General features: G+C 48.8%; 18 protein-coding genes and 1 other RNA gene. 15 read left to right on the top strand and 4 right to left on the bottom strand.

Annotated elements, in window-relative coordinates:
* From IJG50_03355 to IJG50_03330, 6 genes are all read left to right on the top strand, one after another.
* Positions 1 to 1,588, top strand: a 1,588-nt coding sequence (locus IJG50_03355; protein ID MBQ3378884.1) for an LPXTG cell wall anchor domain-containing protein, incomplete at its 5' end; no start/stop codon positions are given.
* Positions 1,589 to 2,032: 444 nt separating this feature from the next.
* Entirely contained in the window at positions 2,033 to 2,878 is an 846-nt protein-coding gene (locus IJG50_03350) for a transporter substrate-binding domain-containing protein (protein ID MBQ3378883.1), read from the top strand.
* A 152-nt stretch (positions 2,879 to 3,030) separates the two neighbouring features.
* Positions 3,031 to 3,720, top strand: coding sequence for an amino acid ABC transporter permease (locus tag IJG50_03345; protein ID MBQ3378882.1), 690 nt, complete (start codon positions 3,031 to 3,033; stop codon positions 3,718 to 3,720).
* Positions 3,707 to 4,432 (top strand): amino acid ABC transporter ATP-binding protein, encoded by a 726-nt coding sequence (locus IJG50_03340; protein MBQ3378881.1) that lies wholly within the window; start codon positions 3,707 to 3,709, stop codon positions 4,430 to 4,432. The genes IJG50_03345 and IJG50_03340 overlap by 14 nt, the downstream gene beginning before the upstream one ends.
* 76 nt (positions 4,433 to 4,508) lie before the next feature.
* Entirely contained in the window at positions 4,509 to 5,354 is an 846-nt protein-coding gene (locus IJG50_03335; GenBank protein ID MBQ3378880.1) for an EamA family transporter, read from the top strand.
* A 37-nt stretch (positions 5,355 to 5,391) separates the two neighbouring features.
* Positions 5,392 to 6,018: a hypothetical protein gene (locus IJG50_03330; GenBank protein ID MBQ3378879.1), complete on the top strand. Its 627-nt coding sequence runs from the start codon at positions 5,392 to 5,394 to the stop codon at positions 6,016 to 6,018.
* Between the two features lie 93 nt (positions 6,019 to 6,111).
* Here the strand turns inward: IJG50_03330 and IJG50_03325 are convergent, their stop codons facing one another.
* The 3 genes from IJG50_03325 to IJG50_03315 all read right to left on the bottom strand — a co-directional run bounded on the left by IJG50_03325 (position 6,112) and on the right by IJG50_03315 (position 10,206).
* Complete coding sequence (locus tag IJG50_03325) at positions 6,112 to 7,884, bottom strand: leucine-rich repeat domain-containing protein (protein ID MBQ3378878.1); 1,773 nt, start codon at positions 7,882 to 7,884, stop codon at positions 6,112 to 6,114.
* A gap of 197 nt (positions 7,885 to 8,081) precedes the next feature.
* The gene (locus IJG50_03320; protein ID MBQ3378877.1) at positions 8,082 to 9,449 is read right to left on the bottom strand and encodes an MATE family efflux transporter; all 1,368 of its coding nucleotides are present in this window, start codon (positions 9,447 to 9,449) and stop codon (positions 8,082 to 8,084) included.
* Between the two features lie 187 nt (positions 9,450 to 9,636).
* Complete coding sequence (locus IJG50_03315; protein ID MBQ3378876.1) at positions 9,637 to 10,206, bottom strand: manganese efflux pump; 570 nt, start codon at positions 10,204 to 10,206, stop codon at positions 9,637 to 9,639.
* A gap of 185 nt (positions 10,207 to 10,391) precedes the next feature.
* Between IJG50_03315 and smpB the strand changes: the two genes are divergently transcribed.
* The 9 genes from smpB (at position 10,392) to IJG50_03270 (ending at position 20,281) form a co-directional block, all read left to right on the top strand.
* Positions 10,392 to 10,856, top strand: coding sequence for an SsrA-binding protein SmpB (gene smpB, locus IJG50_03310; protein MBQ3378875.1), 465 nt, complete (start codon positions 10,392 to 10,394; stop codon positions 10,854 to 10,856).
* A gap of 4 nt (positions 10,857 to 10,860) precedes the next feature.
* Positions 10,861 to 11,215: a transfer-messenger RNA gene (gene ssrA, locus IJG50_03305) on the top strand.
* Positions 11,216 to 11,714: 499 nt separating this feature from the next.
* Entirely contained in the window at positions 11,715 to 13,100 is a 1,386-nt protein-coding gene (amrA, locus tag IJG50_03300) for an AmmeMemoRadiSam system protein A (GenBank protein MBQ3378874.1), read from the top strand.
* A gap of 18 nt (positions 13,101 to 13,118) precedes the next feature.
* Complete coding sequence (amrS, locus tag IJG50_03295; GenBank protein MBQ3378873.1) at positions 13,119 to 13,979, top strand: AmmeMemoRadiSam system radical SAM enzyme; 861 nt, start codon at positions 13,119 to 13,121, stop codon at positions 13,977 to 13,979.
* Between the two features lie 1,897 nt (positions 13,980 to 15,876).
* Positions 15,877 to 17,628 carry a response regulator gene (locus IJG50_03290; protein ID MBQ3378872.1) on the top strand — a complete coding sequence of 584 codons (1,752 nt, stop codon included), beginning with the start codon at positions 15,877 to 15,879 and terminating at the stop codon, positions 17,626 to 17,628.
* A 261-nt stretch (positions 17,629 to 17,889) separates the two neighbouring features.
* Positions 17,890 to 18,654, top strand: coding sequence for a helix-turn-helix domain-containing protein (locus tag IJG50_03285; GenBank protein MBQ3378871.1), 765 nt, complete (start codon positions 17,890 to 17,892; stop codon positions 18,652 to 18,654).
* Positions 18,655 to 18,756: 102 nt separating this feature from the next.
* A complete protein-coding gene (locus IJG50_03280; protein MBQ3378870.1) occupies positions 18,757 to 19,011 on the top strand; it encodes a DUF4177 domain-containing protein in 255 nt (84 codons plus the stop codon).
* Positions 19,012 to 19,127: 116 nt separating this feature from the next.
* Complete coding sequence (locus IJG50_03275) at positions 19,128 to 19,415, top strand: DUF1330 domain-containing protein (protein ID MBQ3378869.1); 288 nt, start codon at positions 19,128 to 19,130, stop codon at positions 19,413 to 19,415.
* Positions 19,416 to 19,438: 23 nt separating this feature from the next.
* The gene (locus IJG50_03270) at positions 19,439 to 20,281 is read left to right on the top strand and encodes an MBL fold metallo-hydrolase (protein ID MBQ3378868.1); all 843 of its coding nucleotides are present in this window, start codon (positions 19,439 to 19,441) and stop codon (positions 20,279 to 20,281) included.
* Between the two features lie 51 nt (positions 20,282 to 20,332).
* On the opposite strand, the gene IJG50_03265 is transcribed toward IJG50_03270, so the two are convergent.
* A complete protein-coding gene (locus IJG50_03265) occupies positions 20,333 to 20,563 on the bottom strand; it encodes a hypothetical protein (GenBank protein MBQ3378867.1) in 231 nt (76 codons plus the stop codon).
* Positions 20,564 to 20,607 lie beyond the last annotated feature (44 nt).

The raw sequence follows: 20,607 nt of genomic DNA, 5'->3' as shown, positions 1-20,607 counted from the left end.
GTTCACCACAGGCGGCGAGCTTGTTGAAGGCAGCGTCCGTCAGATATCCTACAGCGCGAAGCCGCAGACGATGTACTGGTATTACGATCACCTTCCCGTATCGGGAACGACGGGAGTCGGCGATTACGTTATCCGCGAAGTTAAGATTTCGGGTGCTGATCCCACGGTAGACGGGAACGGAGTTGTAACAAACTGCGGGACTGTTACTGCGATAGAAAACGGCGGACAGATCACTTTAAAAGGCACACTGAAGGGCGAGACGGGACGTTCGGACTTCGCGTATACCGTTCTCTATGAAGAGGGGACAGTCGGCAGCGGCTCCAACGTACGCGTGGATACCGTAACGAACGACAGGCCCGGCATTATCTTTAAAAAGCAGGACTGGAGCGGTCATGATCTTCCCGGAGCAGTATTTACCTTAAAGGATCAAAGCGGCACCGAGATAGGAACGTTCACCTCCGACGAGGACGGCATGATCACAACGGCGTTCCTTGCAAACAATAAGGATTATACGCTGACCGAGACGTCTGCGCCCTCCGGCTATCACGGCCTTGAAGACGCAATGACCGTCAACGTAAGCACAAACGGCACAGTTTCAGTAAGTGGCGTTGAAGAGCAGTACTACACGCTTACTCAGGCAGAGGGAACAACGCTTGCGACGCTTACGGTAAAGAACATACCCTATACGTTCGAAGCGATAAAGACCGACGAGACTACGGGCGATGTGCTCCCGGGCGTTGTGTTCGCGCTTCACCGCCAGGTGACGGTAGACGGCACAACGGCGATCGACATTGATCCGATGACGGGCTATGAGAGTCTTACGACGGATGAGAACGGCAAGATCCCGAAGATCGACAACACGCTTCCCGCAGGAACGTACGAGCTTCGTGAAAAGACGCCGCTCGACGGTTACAAGCCGATAGGCGCATATACACGCTTCACCGTATCTCCTACGGGAGCCGTAACACTGGGAGATCATCCGGACACGGTAACGCTTTCGAACATATTCAGCGAAGACGGCGTATTAAAATATGTTATGACCGTCACCAATATACAGCAGAAGAAGGTAAGCTTCAAAAAAGTAGATATCACAAGCTGGGCAACAAGCAAGCTTGAAGGCGCGAAATTCGATCTTTACAGGGCTGACTCGGACGGAGAAAGCATAACTCCCGCTCTGTACACCGGCCTTACCTCCGGCAGCGACGGAATGCTTTCGGACAGCATGGGCAATACGGTTTTCGAGCTTACGGTAGGCACTTACAACCTCATTGAAACAACTGCACCGGACGGCTACAACAAGAAGGCGGATCCCGTAGTGGTGACCGTTCTCCCGGGCGACGGTACGCCTGAGGATGATGTGAGATATGATGAAGGCACCGGCCTTTCCTCGAGCGGAAACGGAAGGTCGTACAATTCCACTACGCGCGTATACACGCTCAAGATCTCCAACGAGGCCGGCGTTGAGCTTCCCTCGACGGGCGGCTTCGGCCCCGCATTATACCTCGTGCTCGGCACGGCGCTCATCTTCGGCGCAGGCGCTGCATTTATAATAAGAAGCAGAAGAAACATAAGAAGGACCCGCAGATAGACTTAGGCGAGGATACACTTAAGACGATTGACATAAGACTTTGAAAGAACGGGAAAGGGGGAGTATGATAAAATGACTGCTAAATTAAAACGAGGACTTACGGTTTTCCTTGTTCTGTGATACTCATGGCGGCAGCGGGAGCAGTGTTCGTATATTCGGGCATTGTATTAAAGCGCAGAGACGAGCACGGAAAGTAAGCCTTAGTAGGGCGAAGACGATAAGTTTTAACACATAAAAACTGGGACTATGACCGATCGATGAATATATTTTCACGGACGTCATAGTCCCTTTGGTCATTTATCGGCAAATCAAATATGATATGAACCTGCAGGCGCATTCATTTTATATTATAATTATGATAAAATATACGCAGACTATTGAATTTTGCGCATTACAAATGTATAATTACAAGGACAAAAACCATTTAGAAAGGGTAGAGGAAAAATGAAAAAAGTAATTGCACTTATTTTAGCCGTACTTATGATGGGCGTGCTCTTTGTAGGATGCTCGTCCGGCGGCAGCAAGTCTGACTCTGAGGGCGATGCACAGCAGGAAGAAGAGGCAACAGTAGAAGAGCAGGCAGGCGTGGTACTCAATTCCGCAGCTGACCTCGTAGGCAAGAAGATAGCAGTTCAGGAAGGCACCACCGGCGACCTTATCGCATCCGATATAGCCGATGCGGAGATAGTTCGCTTCAAGAAGGCTACCGACGCCGCTATGGAGCTTAAGAACGGCCGCGTTGACTGCGTTATAATCGACGAGATGCCGGCTAAGAAGATCGTTGAGAGAAATGACGATATGGTAATACTCGACTTCCAGCCGACCGACGAGATCGAAAAGTACGCTATCGCAGTTAAGAAGGACAACGCAGAGCTTCTCGGTATAGTAAACGACACTATCGCCGAGATCCAGGAAAACGGCGCATATGACAGCATTTTTGCATACTACATCACCGGCGACGAGGAAGCGGTTCTTCCCGAAATACCGGAGTATGAGGCTGACGGCGAGATAATCATGGGCACGAACGCAGAGTTTGAACCCTTCGAGTTCAGAGACGATGCAAACGAGATCGCAGGCTTTGACGTAGAAGTTGCAAAGTGGGTAGCTTACAAGGCAGGCAAGACGCTTAGAATAGAAGACATGAACTTTGACTCGCTTATCGCAGCTCTTTCCAGCGGCAAGATCGACTTTATCGCCGCAGGCATGACGAATACCGAGGAGAGAAGACAGAACGTAGACTTCTCGACCGACTATTATGAGTCTAATCAGGCTATAATCGTTCTTAAATAATTTAGTTTTTGTTGTCAAGTGAGGAGCACTTTTCACTGCTCCTCACTTGCTGATACCGATTTTAAATAAGAATTTTGGGGCGGATCCGAGTTTTTATTTAAGATCGCGTATCTGTTTTTTAAGGAGTGGAACGATTGGATATTTTTACAGCCCTGTCCGCGTGGTTTCAGACTGCCGGAAATAATTTTTATCAGGCGTTTTTATACGCCGACCGATACAAGCTGTATCTTGAAGGTCTTCAGGTCACGCTGACCGTAACGATAGCGGCGATAATTTTCGGAACTATAATGGGAATAATTCTTGCGCTCATGAAGATATCGAGCGTGAAGATACTTCGCTTTATTTCGATAGTATACATAGACTTCATACGCGGAACGCCTACGATGGTGCAGCTGCTTATCGCATATCTAGTTATCTTCACATCGCCGGACACCTCGAAGATGATGGTAGCGATATTCGCATTCTCGTGCAACAGCGCGGCGTATATTGCCGAAATAATTCGTTCGGGCATTATCTCCGTCGATAAGGGACAGCATGAGGCGGGGCGTTCGCTGGGACTGTCAAAGTCGCAGACTATGATAAATATCATCATGCCCCAGGCGATAAGAATGATACTGCCAACGTATGCCAGCGAATTTATCGTGCTTGTAAAAGAGACCGCTATCGTCGGATATATCGGACTTGCCGACCTTACGAAGGTGCAAAGCGTAATAACGAGCCGAACTTATGAGGCGTTTTTCCCGCTTATCATAATCGCGCTCATTTATCTGGGCGTAACGACGGTATTGTCAAAGCTGTTTGCCGCAATGGAAAGGAAGTTGAACGAGCATGATAAGCGTTAGACATCTTCATAAATATTTCGGCACGAACCATGTGCTTAACGATATTTCCGAGGAAATAAATAAGGGCGAGAAAATAGTTATAGTAGGCCCGTCGGGCTCGGGAAAGTCTACGTTCCTTCGCTGTCTTAATCTTTTGGAGGTACCTACGAGCGGCCAGATAATCATTGACGGAGTAGATATAACCGACAAAAAGACGGATATAAACAAGGTGCGCGAGCGTCTTGGAATGGTATTTCAGCATTTTAACCTTTTTCCGCATCTTACGGTAATGCAGAATCTTACGCTTGCTCCCGTTAAGCTTAAGATAATGTCAAAGGAGGAGGCGGACGAGCAGGCGATAAAGCTACTTAGGCGCGTAGGTCTCGAGGATAAGGCAAAAGCATATCCGAACCAGCTTTCGGGCGGTCAGAAGCAGCGTATCGCCATCGTGCGTTCGCTTGCGATGAAGCCGCAGATAATGCTTTTCGACGAGCCGACGAGCGCGCTCGACCCTGAAATGGTAGGCGAGGTCTTGGAGGTAATGAAGGAGCTTGCCAACGAGGGAATGACGATGGCCGTTGTGACTCACGAGATGGGCTTTGCACGAGAAGTGGGCACGAGGATACTCATAATGGACGAAGGCAGAATAATAGAGCAGGCGCCTCCGGAGGAGTTTTTTGAGAATCCCAAAGAGGAGCGCACAAAGGAATTTTTAAGTAAAGTCTTAAAATAAACGAGCAGCAAATTAAAGTGTGCCTTGCGGCACGCTTTAATTTTTAGAAAAAATCATCAGAAAGGCTTATATATATATGGATCCAAAACGTCTCGGAATGATCCAGATAATCATATGCTCCGTGCTTTGGAGCACGGGCGGCATATTTATAAAGCTGATACCGTGGAACGCAATGGCGCTTTCCGGCGCAAGAAGCCTTATCGCCGCGCTTGTTGTGCTTGTTTCGATAAAAGTAATGCGTCTTGAGCTTAAACTAAGCAAACGCACAGTATCTATTGCCGTTTCGCTTGCCGGTACGCTTCTTATGTTCGTTTTATCGACAAAGCTTACAACGGCGGCCAATGCAATAGTGCTGCAATACTGCGCGCCTGTTTTGATACTTTTATATTATGCCATATTTAAGAAGAAACGCTTTTTAAAGACAGATTATATAGTAGTTTTACTGACTTTAGGGGGGATAGTCCTCTTTTTTTTGGACGGCCTTTCCTCGGGCAGCGTTATCGGCAATGTTACAGGCCTTTTCGGCGGGATATTTTTCTCGGGCGTATTTATAAATTCTGCCGAGGCCGACGAAAGTACGCGCTTTTCGGGCATTTTCCAGGGCCAGCTTCTTACTGCCGTAATAGGACTGCCGTTCGCGGCGGCGCTTAACGTTCCCATAACGGGGCAGACGCTGATCCTTATAATACTTCTCGGCATATTCCAATTAGGGCTCCCGTATGCGATATACGCCGTGGCTTTAAAGAACTGCCCACCGCTTACGGCGTCGCTTATCGCCATCTTAGAACCGCTTTTAAATCCGCTGTGGGTATTTATTTTTGCGGGAGAGACGCCGGGGATGTGGTCGCTTATCGGCGCAGTTATAGTGCTTGCGTCGGTCACGTTTTGGTGTGCGAAGGACGCGGCGAAGAAGTCCGCGTAAATATTTAATAATCATTATAATAAACAGGAGGATTAAAATGAAAAAGAAGCTTATATCGATACTGCTTGCGGCGATAGTTGCCGTATCGCTTTGCGCATGCTCCGGCGGCGAGCAGAATAAAGCCGCAGAGGATAAGGAATTCGTAACGCTTGGAGATGCGTTTGCGGTGGACTCCGAGATGTGGATGTCGGGATATGACGATAAGGATTACGTATATGTATTTGAGTACGGCGGAAAAAGCCTTCGCGTGTCGGCCCAGCTTAGCAAGGAAAAGCTTGAAGCCATCGACGCCGTTGATTTTGCGTCCGAGGAAGGTTTTGATGAGATAGAAAAAATAGTTTCCGACCTTGAGATAACAAAGACTGAGGATCTGTCCGCAGGCATACCCTCGGATGAGGAGCTTTCGGCTTATATCGGCATTACGGGCGCCCAGCTTGAGGAAGCGGGCTTTTCGGAGAACGGCTGGTCGATAACCGATGACTCAACGGAGGTCTATTACATAAACGGTCTTTATAACTACAAGGTGACGTTTGAGCAAAAGATAGACGCCGACTCTTTGGACGACGACTTTAACGCCGCAGAAGCCGTGTCAGATCTTACGATAAAAACCATTGAATACGAAAGCCTGTCTTATAACTGCACGGATCTTAGCCTCGTGCCGTAACGTGAAGTTTGCCGCGAAGTATTAACAAAAAAAACGACGTGTTTCGACACGTCGTTTTTTTAAGCGTTGATCCTTTTTTCGCCCGACTTTTTGTCAGCGGCTGCCGCCTGATATGACGCCCAAACACCCGCAGGAAGCGGAGCAAAGAGGCGTAAAGCTGTCTGAGAATACAAAGATACCGAAATTTGCGGCGCTGTCATTGTCGGCTGTGAATGTAAGCTCATTTTCGGTATCGGCCAAAAGCGCGCGAGACTCCGCGCCGAGGAATCTGCCGTTTTCGTCATATACGGCGAACCATGCGCTTGAGCTTTCGGTAACGGATATCGTACAGCTGACCGTGCTGCCCGAGACCTGCACATCTGAGATCTCTGCCGCAGATACTGGCTGCTCCTTCGGACTGCGTATAACACGAACTGCGGCATGATCGAGAAGCTCATTATATGAATCGGAGCTGTTTTCAAGAAACTCGCTCAACTGCTCATTAGTACCTATATAGTAAAGGTCGGAGATATCGTCGATATATACCGAGAACGTATTTTCGATGATCCGGGGGACGTTGGTAAACGCAGCGCGGCCTATACGGGTCACGCCTTCATCGATAACGACGCAAACGGCGGCAGGCTCCTTAAATATCCACGTAGGGAAGAAGTCTTCGTCTCCTACGTTATAAGTTCCTGTGCGCTTAAAGTCGTATGTTGATCCGCTGCCGTAAATACGAAGCGTACCGTAAGCGTCTTTCTGCCAATATACGTCGGGACCGCAGCGGCCTTTGCTTGTAACAGGTCCCATGTTAAGAGGAACAGAAGCTGTCTTCCCGTCGGAGAAATGAAGCGTAACGCCCGTAAGCGAGTTGTCGCCTTCGGCGAGGCTTATCTCATTCCAATGAGACTGACGTCCGCCGTAGCGTATATCCGCAAGCTTTTTACAGTATCCGAAGGCTCCGCGGTCTATCGCATTAAGAGCGACGGGGAGAGAGATCTCCTTAATTGATGAGCAAAACTCAAAGGAACGCTTTCCTATCCGTTCCAAGCTTTCCGGAAGGTCTATCTGTTCCATGTTAAAGCAGTTCATAAAGGCGTGATCGCCGATACAGGTCACGCCATCCCCGATCACTGCCCGCGATATCGCTTCGGTATTATCGAACCACGGTACGTCCGTCCAATCATCATAGTCGGTCATAGCGCCTGTGCCGGATATGGTCAAAACTCCGGCCTCGTCAAGCTTCCACAGAAGATCTTCGCCGCAGGTGCCGCTCGTTTCGCCCGACGGTCCCGTGTAATATGAGTTAAAACATACGCTCGTATATTCGGGATAATGGTCGTCATCGCCCCATATAACGGCGTCCCACTGCTCACTGCTGCCGCCGTAGTATATGACAGATAAGTTTTCGCAGCCGTAAAAGGGAGTCTCGCCGATCTCTATAGTCGCTTCCGGTATGCGTATGCTCTGAAGCGCCGAACAATGCACGAACGCCGCATTGCCTATGCCTGCGACCTTTGGCGGGACTTTCAAGGAAGTTAGCTTTTCACAGTAGATGAACGCGGCTTTGCCGATGTAAGTAAGGCTTTGGGGCAGCTTTACGGATGTAATGTTCAGGCAGTCCCAGAATGCATAGTTTCCGACAGTCGTTACGCCTTCCTCGATAACGACGGCTCTTATATCCTGTTTCACGTCGTTCCAGTCGGCTTCTCCGAAATCCTGCCACTCGGTCATAGCTCCCGTGCCGGATATGGTCAGAACTCCCGCGTCGTCAAGTTCCCATCTGAGATCGCCGCCGCACGTTCCGGCCTCGGCTTCGGCCGTCATAGGCAGAAAAGAAAGAAACATGCAGGATACGATAACTATTCCCAAAAGTTTCTTTGTCACGTTGGATCCCTCCGGTATGAATGATTTGATTTAACGCCTTTATTTAACGAAATCATATCATAAACGATATGAGTCCGCAACGGACATGCGCTCTTTTATTAAAGCGGCGAACACATTTCGTGCGGCATGGCGTAATCTTATCAAAAAAGCGAAAAAAAGAGCCGCAGCGATTTTCATTTCGCTGCGGCAGGGGATTTTTATCTTTGCTGCGGTTTTGATCCGGCCTGCTCCTCCAGTGCGCGCTTGTTTACGCCGCGCATCATCACAAAGAACATTATCGCCGCAACTATCAGCGACAGAAGGTCGGTAAACGGCTGCGTATATATAATGCCGTCGAGACCGAACAGACGGTTAGCGATGAAGAGTATCGGCAAAAAGAAAAGGCCCTGCCTTGCTACCGACAGAAGCAGCGAAGGTATCGCGCGTCCCATTGCCTGAAACGAGAACGTAAACGAGAAAAGTATGCCGAGCACGGGGCTTGCGATCATCAGGGCGCGCAGTATCTGCACACCGTACATTATGACCGTTTCGTCCTTGATGAAGACGGATATTATGAAATCAGTATTGAAAAAGTACAGCGTCGTGAGCGCCACGCCTATGATCGTCGTGCATATCATGGTAAAGCCGATGGCCTTTTTCATGCGGGAATAATTCTTTGCGCCGTATGAGTAGCCGATGAGCGGCTGTATGCCTATGGCGAAGCCCATCTGCAGCATTACGACAAGCATATTCGCTCTCAGCGCCACGCCCATTGCCGCTACGGGGTAGTCGCCGTAGCTTGAAAGGACGTTGTTCAAAAACAGATTTGATATGCCCATGAGTATATTGTTCACGGAAGCGGGGAGACCTATCATAAATATCGGTCCCCAGATCTCATGCATCGTGAAAAACTTGGGCGCTATGGAGAGCACGGTATCCTTTCTTCTGAAATAGAGAAGATATACGATAACAGAGCATATATTGCCTATCACAGTTGCGATAGCCGCGCCGGAAACGCCCATATCGAGCACGAGTATCATTATGGGATCGAGGATGATATTCACAACGGAGCCGAATATCATGCCGAACATGGCCGTTTTTGCCGCGCCCTCAGCACGGATTATATTGGAAAGCATTATAGACTCCACCGAAAACACCGCGCCTATCGCCAAAAAGGTAAGATAGGAGCGCGTAAATCCCTCGGTTGCGGGAGATGTGCCCATGAGGTGCAGTATCGGCGTCATAAATATGAGGAATATCGCCATAAGAACGAATGAAGCCGCGACAGACATATAAAAGCAGGAGCTTGATATGTTTTTTATCTTATCGTAAAGCTTTGCGCCGAGCGAACGCGAGATGAACGTGCCGCCGCCTACGCCGAAGATGTTGCCCACGGCGAGGAATATAAAGAAAAGCGGCATAGTGAGCGATACCGCGGCCACCTGATTCGGGTCGTTCGTCTGACCTACGAAGAAGGTGTCGGCCATGTTGTATATAATGGAAACGAGCATGCTCAAGACCGACGGAACGGCAAGCGACATTACCGCCTTCGGTATAGGCATTTTTTCAAAAACGTCACGATTCATTTTGTTCTCCGTTTTTTTGATTTATTATGCACCGAATATATATATAGGTATTATATCAAGCGTTGATAAATATCATATTACTAACACAATATGTTGTCAATAGAGACGGAAAAAGATGTAATAAGTATACAAAATATGAGCAAGAGCATACATAATTTTTGAAAGATACAGAAACGAAAGATCTGCTTTATAAGAAAGAAATAAGACCCGTATGCTCAAACATCATCTTTAAGCCGATGAATATGAGCACGGCGCCGCCGATCATCTCTGAAGGCCTTTTGAACATTGCGCCGAAGCGGACGCCCGATATGACGCCGAGAAACGAGAGCGCGAAGGCGGTAAGCCCTATCACCGATGCGGCGGGGAGCACCGGAGTTTTTATAAAGGCGAACGTCATGCCTATGGTAAATGCGTCTATGCTCGTTGCAAGCGAAAGGATAAGAAGCTCTTTTAAGTCGAACGACGATTTGATGAAGGCAGGCTCGTTTTTTATAGATTCGTATATCATTTTAGCGCCGATGAACGAAAGAAGGAAGAAGGCGATGAAATGACCGAATCTTGTGATGCATTGAGAAAACTGCGCGCCTATCAGAGCGCCTATAAGCGGCATAAGCGCCTGAGAGCCGCCGAAGAACAAGGCGATAACCGCGCATTTTCCATAGTCGATGCGGCGCATACCGAGCCCCTTTACGAGCGAAATGGCAAATGCATCCGCCGAAAGTCCTACGGCGATAAGAAACGATTCGAGAAGACCCATTTTTTCACCTCCGAAAGCGGCCGTTTACGTAAAAAGCCGCTTTATTTATATTATCGGGAGCGCCGCCTTATGCATTTGGGATATCGTATGAGCGAGTTGAAAAGATTTGACATTATGCGCCTTGACGAGGGCGCGCGGCGTGAGTATAATAAAAAAACACGGATAAATCTTCTTAGGAGGAATTTATGTCTGCTCCTTCTGTAAAAATTGCGGCAAACAACAAAAAAGCATATCACGACTACTTTATATTGGAAAAGTTTGAAGCGGGGATAGAGCTTTTCGGCACGGAGGTAAAATCCGTGCGTTTGGGACAGCTTAACCTCAAGGATTCATATTGCTTTATAAAGGACGGGGAGCTTTTTGTAAGAGGAATGCACATAAGCCCTTACGAAAAGGGAAATATTTTTAATAAGGACCCTTTAAGGGAGCGAAAGCTACTCATGCACAAGCGCGAGATAAACAGGCTTTTCGGCAAAATGAAGCAAGACGGCTGCGCTGTGATCCCTTTAAGCGTATATTTTAAAGGCTCGCTTGTCAAAGTTGAAGTTGCGCTGACAAAAGGAAAGAAGGAATACGACAAGCGCCAGAGCATTGCCTCGCGCGATGCGAACAGAGAGATAGACCGCGCAATAAAGCAGAGAATGAGATAAATACGGGGGCGTACCGGTTTCGACGGGGATGCTGAAGCTCGATAAGCGGATAATGGCGCCCGGCCATTTAAAAACGGGCAACCTTAAAATTAAACGCTAACAGAACTAACAGATTAGCATTAGCTGCGTAATTACGCACAGCCGTCCCGCCCGTGAGGACCGCGGCATGGGACGGGGCGTCATTTAGCGGTGAACGTGAACGCGGTAAGCTTTGCCCGCGTCATGTAAAATGAAGCTACCGAAAATGTAAGCCCGCCTGTCGGCGTGCATCGTAGGGAACGTAAAACATCAGGCTATATCCGTAGAAAGTCGGGGGGATGTGTTTTCGGACAGGAGTTCGACTCTCCTCGCCTCCACCAAATAAAAAACCCCGCATGAGCGGGGTTTTTTGGTCAAAATAAATAGGCCTGTGAGCTCGGTAAGAGCGAGAAAAACGGCCGGATCGCAAAAAATAAAATAATGGTCAAGGAGAAACGTATGAAACAGAATATTGGCTAAGATCATTACCTCTTTTTTTATATATTGATGAAAAACAAGCAAAGTCATTGTTTGAGGAGCACTTGGAGATCAAACGGATCTTGATAGCTTCCTTGGAAACGGTGAAGAGTAATAATATTTGACAGAAGTTCACTTACCTATAGCGGACCACGGAAAATCCGTCTTTTCGCACCCGTTTCCCCCAAAAAGCGCACGCTTAGGCGTGCGTTTTTTTTATGCCCGTGTAAAACAGTACACCGATTTGCCGCAGCAAACAAGTTTGTTTTTCCGCTATGAAATGTGATGCAAGGTTGGTATAATAATAATGAACAAAGCATCTGTGATGATCCTAAGAATACCAAACGGAAAGGAAGGAACAATATGTCTATTATCGGAGCATATATGGCGCCGCATCCGCCGCTGATCGTGCCCGAGGTCGGACGAGGCGGCGAGCGGCAGATAGAAACTACGAGGGCGGCGTATATTCGCATAGCGCAGCGGATAGCAGAGCTTAGGCCCCAGACCATTATCATTTCCAGCCCTCACACTACGCTCTATTCGGACTACTTCCATATCTCGCCCGGCAAAGGCGCGGAGGGAAGCTTTGCGCAGTTTGGAGCTTTTAAGGTGCGCTTCAAAGAGAAATACGACGAAAAACTTATAAAGACCATTGCGCGCATTGCACACGCGGAGGATTTTCCCGCAGGGACGTACGGAGAGCGTTCGCCCGAACTGGACCATGGCGTCATGGTGCCGCTTTATTTCATACGACAGTATTATTCCGATTTCGATATTGTGCGTATCGGCCTTTCCGGACTGCCGCTTGAAGACCATTACAGGTTGGGTCAGATAATTAAGGAGGCCGTTTCCGATATCGGCCGCAGAGCCGTATATATCGCCAGCGGAGACCTGTCCCATAAGCTAAAGAGCGACGGCCCTTACGGCTTTGCGCCGGAAGGTCCGCAGTACGACGCCCGCGTTATGGACGTATGCGGGCGGGCGGCCTTTGATGAGCTGTTCGATTTTGACGAGGCCTTTTGTGAACGTGCGGCGGAGTGCGGACACCGTTCCTTCGTTATAATGGCCGGCGCTTTGGACGGGACCGGAGTAAAGGCAAATAAGCTTTCCTATGAGGATGTGACCGGCGTGGGATACGGCGTTTGCACGTTTGACCCGATCGGAGCCGACGAAAGCCGCAGATTCCTTAAAAAACGGCAAGAGGCAGAAAAGAAGCGGCTGACCGAATCGCGCGCGGCAAGCGATCCGTGGGTGAGGCTTGCATGGAGATCGGTGGAAAGCTATGTGCGCACCGGAAAGACGATCGATGTTCCGAACGATTTGCCTTGGGAGCTTACAGATACGCGGGCAGGTGCGTTCGTGTCTATACACAAACAGGGAAGACTGCGCGGTTGCATAGGAACGATCGCCCCGACGCAGAAAAGCCTTGCAAAGGAGATAATTATGAACGCTGTCAGCGCGTCGAGCCGTGACCCGCGTTTTGCCCCGATCCGCCCGGATGAGCTTTCGCTTTTGGAGATAAGCGTTGACGTGCTGGGAGAGCCGGAGGACATATCTTCACAGGCGCAACTGGATCCGGCGCGCTACGGCGTGATAGTGACGAAAGGCGGCAGGCGGGGTCTCCTTTTGCCGGCTCTGGACGGCGTGGACAGCGTGGAAGAGCAGGTGGCCATTGCCCGCCGGAAAGCGGGGATAGGGCCGAACGAAACGGTGGCGCTGCAGCGCTTTGAAGTTGTGCGCCACACTTGACGATCGGGGGGGATCAAAATGGCTCGATGCAGCGTATGTTTTCATCACTGCAATATTTTGGAGGGTAAAAAAGGTCTCTGCGGTGCGCGCACGTGTGTTAATGGGAAAGTGGTTTCCGAAAACTACGGGAGGATCACCGCCTTTGCGCTGGACCCTGTTGAGAAAAAACCGCTGCGACGTTTTTTCCCCGGCAGTATGATATTGTCTGTCGGCAGCTACGGGTGCAATCTGCGCTGTCCGTTTTGTCAGAACCATGAGATCTCATGGTCGACTGAGGCGATGAGAATGTCGGGGGAGGTAGAGAAAATTACGCCGGAGGAGCTTGTTTATGCGGCAAAACGTGCAAAGTCCCGCGGGAACATCGGACTTGCGTTTACCTACAATGAGCCGCTTGTGGGCTGGGAATTCGTCCGTGATGCGGCGTCTATGGCGCATGAGGCGGGCCTTATCAACGTAATGGTCACCAACGGGACAGCCGAGCCGGAAATTCTGGAAGCGCTTCTTCCATATATTGACGCCATGAACGTCGATCTTAAAGGCTTTACGGAGCATTATTATACCGGCGTGCTGGGCGGCGATCTTGGCACGGTCAAGGCTTTTATCACAAGAGCCGTTAAAGAATGCCACGTGGAGCTTACTACGCTTATCGTGCCGGGGGAGAACGATTCGGTGGAAGAAATGCGTGCGCTGACCGAATGGGTTGCGGGACTTAAGGACACGAAAGGGAATACGATCGGCCGCAGTATCCCTCTTCATGTCTCACGCTTCTTTCCTCGGTTTTGCATGACGGATCGCCCGGCAACGGATATAGGAAAAGTCTACCGTCTGGCAGATGCGGCCCGCGAACGGCTCGACTACGTATATACAGGAAACTGCTGACAAGGATTAAAAGCCGCATAAAAAAGACAACGAAGGGCGATCGTGCCGCGTTGGACCGCTCCGTGCTCGTTTGACACGGCGCGTATATCGTGATATTATTTTTATAAATAATTCACGTAATTCACGGCAAAGAGCGTTTATTTTAGATCTGCCGCGCGAATCAAAAAAACATACGTTTCATCCGAAGAGGCGGGGGACGCCCCCGAAAAAAGAATACGGTATCGGCGAGAATAATGAGAGCTGCCGTAAGGATCGCCGGGGACCTTAGCACGACTTTTTATTTGGGCTTTGCGGCTTTGAAGCTTAGGGCGTTTTTGGCGTTTTTTCAAAGCTTCAGTTTATGCGGACAACTGCCGCACAGCCCAAGTACGACATATGAAGGGAGACAAGCCAAATGAGCAACAACGATATTTTGAACGGGAATCATCTCGAAGGCGATGAAGCGCACCGACATTTTATGCGTGTCGTATACCAGGTGAACAATATTGCCTGCCTGTTTGAGCAGAACGAGGACGGGAGCGTTTCGGCTATTTTCGTGACGCCGGCTTTTGCCAAAATGATGGAATGCGATTCGCAGGAGGAAGCGCTTATGATCATGGACGGCGAAAACCTGTTTAAGAATACTTATGAGGAAGACCGTCGGCTCATTTTCGATATGTTAAGGAACCGCATCGGTCCGGACGGCACGCAGGACATTACGGTGCGCAGGATCACAAGCAAGGGGAATATCATCTGGTGCGCGATACATTACGCATTTATCGACGACTACGACAGGCATTACGTTTATTGTACATATGCCGATCTCACAAGACTTAAGCGATATGAGGAGCAGCTGCAGAGCGTGTATACAAGCCTGGGTGAAAGCTTTCACCAGACGGATGACGATTCGCTTGCCCGCGTTCGTGCCAATCTTACTACCGATATCGTTGAAGAGGCCAACGGCGCATCGAGCTATGTGACGAACAGCGAGAATATGAATTTCTCGGATGCGCTGAAAGAAAGGGCGTCATATTTCCCGATCGATGAAGAAAGAGATATATTCCTTGACACCTTCAATGCGGACGCGCTGACAAAGGCATATATGGACGGCGTAGTCTCGGCGAGCAGGGTGCTTTACTCCCGACTGCCCAACAATTCCGTATTCTATGTAAAGATCACGGCGAATGTTACGCGCCACCCCCTTACAGGCGATCTTGTCGTCTTTATTAAAGAGGAATCAAACAACCCGGAGAAGCTTGCCTCCACCATAAACGGAAAGATACTTGCAAAGCAGTTCGATCTCGTTGCATATATTGCCCGCGACATTTACGATGTTGCCATAGGCGACGCGAGCATGATCGAGCACGGAAACATATTTCCGAAGGTAAAGCACGGCTCCTATAAGGAGTATCTTGAAACGCAGATCATTCCCGCCCTGCCGAAGGATGAAGAATATCGGCAGAAGATACGTGAAGCAATGGATCTTAAGACTGTTTTTGAGATGTTCGAGGTAAGGGAGCCTTATTCAGTAGATATTGAAGTGGACATGGAGGACGGACATTTTTATAAGCGCTTTGACTTTTATTCCGTAGATCCAGAGTCTGAATACTGCATCGTTCTTAAAACAGACACGACCGCGGTGCGCCTGGAGCAGTTGGAGCAGGAGGAGCGCAAACGCGAGCTTGAATACAGCAGGCAGGAGCTGGCGGACACCGACGGCATAATGGCCGACGCGGGCTTCGGTATGTGGCACATGACGCTTGAAGAGGGAAAAGCGTCGCGGCTGCGCGCTAATGCAAAAATGAAGGAGCTGTTAGGGATAGCCGGAAAAGACCTGACAGAGGAAGAAATATACGACGCATGGTATTCCCATGTGCCTGAAGCGGAAAGACCGGCAGTAATGAAAAGGATCGAAGAGATGCTTTCGGGAAAATTGTCTGAGTGCATCAATCTTTGGATCCATCCGGACGGCCACGAGATGTATACGCGCTTCGGCGGTACCGTAGTGGCCGATGAGAACGGAAAACAGTCTCTGCGCGGTTATTACAGCGATGTTACCGAGTCTGTCCGCGAGGACAGAGCGCAAAGAGAAGCGCTTAAGGACGCTCTTGTTGCCGCCGAGCATGCAAACAAGGCAAAGACGACATTCCTTAATAACATGTCGCATGATATACGCACTCCGATGAACGCGATAGTAGGCTTTACGGCGCTTGCCACGTCGCATATTGAAGACAAGGAGCTTGTACACGACTATCTTGGCAAGATATCCGTATCGAGCCAGCATCTTCTCTCGCTCATAAACGACGTGCTTGATATGAGCCGAATAGAGAGCGGCAAAATGACGCTTGACGAATCGGAAGTCCATCTGCCTGACCTTATCCATGACCTGCGGACTATAATACATGCCAATATAGCGGCAAAGCAGCTAAATCTGTTTATTGATACGCAGGATGTGGTAAATGAGGATATTATAACGGATAAGCTTCGTCTGAATCAGGTATTTCTCAATATCCTGTCAAACGCGATAAAGTTCACGCCGAACGGAGGAGATATCAGCTTCTTTGTAATAGAAAAAGCATCTCCTATCCCCGAACATGCATTGTTCGAGTTCCGCATCAAAGATACGGGCATCGGCATGAGCAAGGAGTTCCAGAAAACGCTTTTTGACGCCTTTACCCGTGAAAAGACAAGCACGGTAAGCGGTATTCAGGGCACAGGCCTTGGTATGGCGATAACCAAGAGCATAGTAGATATGATGGGCGGCACGATATCCGTAAACAGCGAGGAAGGAAAGGGCAGCGAGTTCATCGTGACGATGCCCTGCCGCCTTAACGGGAACTCCACTCTCAACGAAGCGATCCCCGAATTGCAGGGACGCAGAGTGCTCGTTGTGGACGACGATACCGACACATGCCTTTCTGTATGCTCTATGCTCAGAACGATCGGTATGCGTCCCGACTGGACAAGCCAGGGAAAGGAGGCCGTGATCCGCGCGAAAGAGGCAATGAAGCAGGCGGAGGCGTTCAGCACTTATATCATCGATTGGCAGATGCCGGATATGAACGGAGTTGAGGTAGTCCGCCGGGTGCGCAATGTTATAGGCGACAATGCCCCGATAATCATTATGACGGCTTACGATTGGACAGATATCGAGAAGGAAGCAAGCGAAGCCGGCGTTACCGCGTTCTGCTCCAAGCCGATCTTTTTGTCGGAGCTTAGGAAGGTACTGGCCGCACCCTTCAAGAATGCGCCGGAGAATAATGAGCCGGAAATAAAAGCGGTAGACTTTACGGGCAAGAAGGTCCTGCTTGCCGAGGATAACGAGATGAATCAGATGATTGCGCAGGCGATATTCTCTGAAGCAGGCTTAGAGATCGAGATCGCCAAAAACGGCGAGGAAGCCGTGAACATGATGAAGGAAGCGCCTGCCGGAACATATGACATAATTCTTATGGATATCCAAATGCCCATTATGGACGGCTATGAAGCTGCTCGTATAATTCGTTCCCTTGACGACCCCGTAAAAGCCCATATCCCGATCATCGCCGTTACGGCAAATGCATTTGAGGAGGACAGAAAGCTTGCGCTGGAGGCCGGTATGAACGGGCATCTGGCAAAGCCTTATGATATTCCAAAGATGATGGAAATGCTTGGACATATTCTGGCGTGACCGGCCGAATTATAAAAAAGATCCCGCGGCGCATAAGACTGCCTTTTGGTATTGCGCCGTAAGAGGAGAACGCGCGTATGTATGCGGTGCGCCAGATTGAACGTTTTTTGTAAAAACACAGTGATTTATTTTAAAAAAGCACGCTTCGGCGTGCTTTTTTATAGACCGCAAAAATATGAAAAGCTGCCCCAAAAAGCAACAGCAGGTTGCTTGCAATATTTTTTTAAGCGTATTAAGATCAATATATAAGGAGGCGTTAGTGTGGATACAAGAGAGATACTTCATGAGCTTAGAATAAAGAGCGGCTTATCACAGGATGAGCTGGCAGAAAAGGTATTTGTAACGCGCCAGGCGGTATCGCGCTGGGAAAACGGCGAGACCGTGCCGAATACGGAAACACTGAAACTGCTTTCAAGGTTTTTCGATGTTTCGATAAATACGCTGCTTGGAGAGCCGCGCCGTCTTATATGCCAATGCTGCGGAATGCCGCTTGAGGATAAGATCATAAGCAGGGAAAAAGACGGAACGATGAATGAGGATTACTGCAAGTGGTGCTACGCCGATGGAGCTTATACATACAGCAACATGGAAGAGTTGATAGACGCTTGCGTTAATCACATGACCGGCGAAGGCTTTTCAGAAGAGCAGGCGCGTTCTTATATGAAACAGCTTCTGCCTACGCTTGATCATTGGAAAAGATATGAACAGCTCGGCGATAACGGTCAGTTTGAGGAATTCAAAAAGAAGCTTATCGAAGAAATAAACGATCTTCATATAGAGGGTATGCCGAAGGTGGAAAAATTAAACGCTCTCGTCGGACAGCGTGTAAACTTCGAGTATCCGCTTCAAGGCGGCAGAAGCGTTAAATTTCTTGACGATGGAAAAACGTATTTGTGCGCTCAGCTTGAGTCGCAGTTCGGGAAAGGACGCTTATTTGGCGTTGTTGCAGATATGGATCTTATACTCGTATGCACTTACGAGGAAGGGGGTATAGATCCCGAGCTTGTGATGTATAAAAAAAGATGACAGAGGGCAATGCAGCCGCTTTTGTTCGTCTTATGCTTATTTGACATGCCGGATATATCGTGCTATCATTTTTTCAAATAAAACAAAAGGGGATCGTTTACTATGAATTTAATGGACAAATCGACGTATTCAACTGCTTCCGGTCATAACTATCAGTACGTTGTGCTTCAGGTGACGCTGAAGGAAAAGCTTATCGGAACGGGTTCGGGAAACTTAAAGGCGTTGGAGCGCGTTATCAACGATCAGGCAAAAAAAGGCTATAGGCTGCACACAATAACAACGACGAGCGCGGAGAGCAAGGGACTTATGGACGGCGACCGTATCCAGGCGACTCTTGTATTTGAGAAGCTGGAGTAAAATATACGCGTTTCCGGACGCGGCTTATATAGCATAAGCGATATCGCGTCGGCGGGATTTTTCGTTTTGGAGTTAAATCCAAATTTAAGTGAGTGGTTGAACGAAAGGAGTGCGCCATGGTATATTTTGTTATAACAACATATTTCGATAAGGAAAAAGACATAAAGGACTATCTTGAATACATAGAAAAAGTTGCGCCCATCGTTAAAAGCTACGGGGGACGGTATTTGGTGCGCTCGGAAAATATAACGGCGCTGAGTCCGAAATGGAAGCCTGACAGAGTGATAATAATTGAATTCGACAGAAGGGAGCAGCTTGAGAAGTGTTTTTCGTCGGAAGAATACAGAAGAATTGCCGCTCTCAGAGAAAACACTGTTGACAGTCGGGCGATAATTATTGAATGATTAAGGAAAGCGGGGGATGAAGCATGAGGATAAACGATAACGTTCATTTGATACGAAAAGAGTTTTTCGTAACATCAAGCGTGAAGCGATTTGTAAACGTTTATCTCATCGAAGGAAGGCACTGCTATCTTGTTGACTGCGGCGTTGCGGGGACGGAAACTTTGATAGAGGAATACTTAAAGACAATAGGCCGCAGCTTAGATGATTTAAAAGGCATATTTATCACGCATTCGCATCCGGATCACATAGGCGCGGCGGCTGGAATACAAAGGCGAAGCGGATGCGCAGTATATGCTCCCGCAAAGGAGGCCGAGTGGATAGAGGATATAGACCGACAGTTTTCGGATCGCCCCATCCCGAACTTTTATAAGCTGCTGCCGGAATCGGTAAGGATAAGTCGTCAGCTTGAAGACGGCAATGTGATCTCGCCCGAGAATGGGATAGAGCTTCGCGCGATATCGACAGAAGGCCATTCGCACGGTTCAATGTCATATATATTGAACGGCGAGCTCATTTTTACGGGCGATGCGATACCGACTTCAGGCGACGTTCCTATTTTTGTTGATTATAATAAAAGCATAAAGAGCCTTGACCTTATCAAAAGCATCGGCGGTATAAAATACGCCTGTCCGGCGTGGGACGCAGTTTACGATAAGGATAAGCTTGACGAGAGGATATTGATCGCAAAGGAAATGCTTGCACGGCTGAAAGAAGCGGCGATTCAAGTCGAAAGCGAATTCGGAGACGTTTATGACGATGAAAATATCTTACGGATATTTAAGGCGGCAGGCATGCCGGACTATTCGGGAAACCGCCTTGCGAGAATAAGCATAGAAGCCTGCCTTATGGGGCAGGACGATGGGTGAGACGCAAAAAAAGCCTTGTGAAAGCAAGGCTTTTTTTGCATCCTCCCGCGATTATTTAATCGCGGCTTCTATGCAGAATATGGCTTCGTCGAGCGTACATACGGCGTCGTCGAGATTATCGACGACGGCGTCGGCTTTTTCGTACTCCTTCGTGTCGATCTTGTTTTCGGGCATGTTGTCTCGGTCCTTTTCCTCCTCGTAGAGGATATCGTCGACGGTGCATTTGAGCTCCTCAAGTTGTGTAATTATCTCGCGCAAGGCTTTTCTTCTTTGATTGTTCATGGTGTTTGCCCCTTCTTTCAAAGATTTCGGCTGGTTTAAACTAA

Source organism: Clostridia bacterium (genome assembly GCA_017405765.1).
Lineage (GTDB): Bacteria > Bacillota > Clostridia > Oscillospirales > RGIG577 > RGIG577.
The sequence above is the reverse complement of the archived record's forward strand: the minus strand, read 5'-3'. Positions and strand labels throughout refer to the sequence as shown.